3 protein-coding genes are annotated in these 2,748 nt (G+C 65.0%); 2 read left to right on the top strand and 1 reads right to left on the bottom strand.

The window, feature by feature from the left end; translation table 11 throughout:
• Both CHC08_RS47670 and CHC08_RS47665 read left to right on the top strand, forming a co-directional pair.
• A partial coding sequence (locus CHC08_RS47670) for an SDR family NAD(P)-dependent oxidoreductase (protein ID WP_143653722.1) occupies window positions 1-462 on the top strand: 462 nt, incomplete at its 5' end.
• A 133-nt stretch (window positions 463-595) separates the two neighbouring features.
• Complete coding sequence (locus CHC08_RS47665; protein ID WP_089213945.1) at window positions 596-1,258, top strand: recombinase family protein; 663 nt, start codon at window positions 596-598, stop codon at window positions 1,256-1,258.
• Between the two features lie 72 nt (window positions 1,259-1,330).
• Here CHC08_RS47665 and CHC08_RS47660 read toward each other — a convergent pair whose 3' ends face one another.
• Window positions 1,331-2,722: a S1 family peptidase gene (locus tag CHC08_RS47660; protein WP_089213944.1), complete on the bottom strand. Its 1,392-nt coding sequence runs from the start codon at window positions 2,720-2,722 to the stop codon at window positions 1,331-1,333.
• Window positions 2,723-2,748: the final 26 nt, after the last annotated feature.

Here is a 2,748-nt window from a genome sequence, read left to right as displayed (position 1 = left end):
CAGACTGCGAAATTCGCCGTCGGAGGCTTTTCCGAGTCTCTGAGCAACGAGGTGAAGCCCTACGGCATCAAGGTCACGGTGGTCGAGCCCAGCGGGGTGCGCACCGACTGGTTGGCTGCCTCCCTCAACGCAGGACAGGCCAGCGAGAACTACGACCAGACCGTCGGCGCGATGTACCGGTTCCTCGCCACCTACGCTGACAGTCAGCCAGGAGACCCAGTCCGCATAGCCAAGATCATCATAGATGTCGCCGACACCGACGATCCACCCCTGCGCCTGCTGCTCGGTTCGGACGCGATCGCGATCGCCGAAGAAGCAAGTAAGGCACGCGCCGCTGAAGACGAGAAGTGGGCGGATGTGAGCAGGTCTGCCGACTTTCCGGATGGCGCGCAAGAAATGAGAGCGACTTATGGGCGCATCGGACGCGTGAGTAACTTAAGGGCGCCGATAGCCGAACCATGATCTTCAATAAACGATCGTTTATTGACGATCATGGTAGAGGGCCTCCGGAGACCCCGAAATCCCTTCAAAAACCCCTTCAAAAACCGCCGGTCGTCAACAACCCTCCAGCACCGTTTTCTGAGAGGATTCCGGGGTGACCGCGCCCCTGGAAGCCGCCGAACTGCTCGCCGCCGAGCCAGCCGACCCGTCCGGCATCAAGATCGGCTACGCCCGGGTCTCCACCGGCGGCCAAAACCTGGAACGGCAACTCGACGCGCTCAAGGCGGCCGGGTGCCGGCGGGTGTTCGCCGAGAAGAAATCCGGCGCCGGCACCGAGCGGGCCGAGCTCGCCGCGGCGCTGGAGTTCATGCAACCCGGCGACACCCTCGTCGTCCCGTCCTTGGACCGGCTGTCGCGCTCCCTGCAGGAGCTGATCACCACGGTGGCCGAGCTGCGCCGGCGCGAGATCGGCTTCACCTCGCTGCATGAGAGCCTGGACACCACCACCCCGGGCGGCCGGCTGGTCTTCCATGTCTTCGCCGCGCTGGCGGAGTTCATCCGCGAGCTCATCATCTCCGGCACCCGCGAGGGCCTAGCAGCCGCCCGGGCCCGCGGCCGCGTCGGCGGCCGGCCCACCGTCATCACCCCCGACATCCTGCGCGCCGCCCGGGATCTGCTGCCCAATCCCGAGCACTCCGTCACCTCGATCGCCAAGCTGCTCGGGGTGAGCGCGGGCACGCTGTACAACCACATCCCCGACCTCCGCGAACTACGAACCGGCCGCAACGCCTCCCCGTCCAGCTCAGCTTCGGAATGATCCTCAGCGCAAGACTGCGGAGCTGTAGGCGGCTAAGGGGAAGCCTGATCTTCCCCCGCCACGCTCCCGGACCTACGGCGTTGTGTACTTCAGGGTGTAAGGGCCGGTGCCGAGGAAGGAGGTCACGCGGTAGCGGTAGTCGCCGGCGGTGCCGGTATAGCTGATCTTCTCGTCAGCGTTCGGGCTGTCGGAGGTGGCCACGGTGGCCCAGCTGCGGCCGTCCCACTTTTGCAGGTCGAGGTCGAAGTCGAAGTCGACGCCGTCGTTGGCGTCCAAGCAGGCGGCGTGGACACCGGCGGTGGTCGACCGGTAGGAGCGGTTGTTCGGCTGGTAGACGGACCTACCGTTGGACAGTGTGCCGGTGGCAGCCTTCGGGTGGTCAGTGCAAGGAGCCTGCAGGTCGCCCTGGTCGTCCTGGTTATCGGTGCCGGTGGTGGTTACCAAGGTCAGGTCGTAGGTAGTAAGGATCTCGTTGACCGGCTGGAAGTAGGTGAAGCCCCCTGAGACGCAGTCACCGGAGCCGCCGGAGGCGACCCCCTGCGCCTGGTCTGCCGCGATGAAGGGGCCACCTGAGTCACTGGACTCGGCACACACGCTGGTCCGGACCTGGTCGACGAGAGTTTTTTGGGGATAGGTGATGCTGGTCTTGCGCTGCAAGATGGTGCCGCAGTGCCAGCCAGTGGTCGGGCTGGGCTGGCAGACCGACGCGCCCTCGACGGCCTCCCGGGAGCCGGCCACGCTCATCGTCCCCCTCGCGCCGTTGTTGGCTGACAGGTCGGGGGTCCAGTTATCGTTCATGGCGACCCATGCGAAGTTGCCGCGCGGGCTGTCTGGGACGGTCGACGCTTGAAAGGTGCCTAGGACATTTCCGATGGCGTCGGTCGCGATGTCGCCCGCCTTGCCGCAGTGTCCGGCGGTGACGAATCCCTTCTTGGTACCCTTAGTCACGGAGAAACCGACCGAACAGCGGGTTTTCGGACCGTTGTAGTACGTTAGTCCCCCCACCGCGCCGAACATGAGCCGGGGTCGCTCGACGGATGGCACCACCCGCACCGCGACCTTGTTCGCTGCGGAGGCCATGATGACGTCCTTGGTCGTCGAAGGCGCGTCGGACAGGACGACAACTGTATTGCTCCGTACGTCGATATAGCGCACCAGTCCTCCCTGTGACTCGGTGGACAGAGCCTTATCGACCTCTCTAATGGTCTCCTCGAGCTCCGTCAGTGACCGGCTGACGATCTCGGCCTGGGCACCTTGAGCGGTGATCCGGGAAACATTTTCTCGATCGGTGGTGGCCACCACGAGGGTCTGTGCGAGGCCTCCGGAGAACCAGGAGCCGCTGAACTCAGCGCCGAGCTCCTTGCGGAGATTTGCCTCGACCTCTGTCAGGCGAATCTCGTTGAGCAACCGGGTATGGGCCTGCTCCTCGGTGAGATACAGGTCGCGCTGGAGGGCCTGGATCATGCCCGGCGGCGGTCTCAGACCAGCGA

The organism is Streptosporangium subroseum (assembly GCF_900188345.1).
GTDB lineage: Bacteria > Actinomycetota > Actinomycetes > Streptosporangiales > Streptosporangiaceae > Streptosporangium > Streptosporangium subroseum.
Note: the sequence above shows the minus strand (reverse complement) of the source record. Positions and strands in the feature narration are given on the sequence as shown.

Coding starts and splice junctions, on each gene's coding strand:
- CHC08_RS47660 (WP_089213944.1), bottom strand. CDS start 2,722: ATGATCCAGGCCCTCCAGCGCGACCTGTATCTCACCGAGGAGCAGGCC.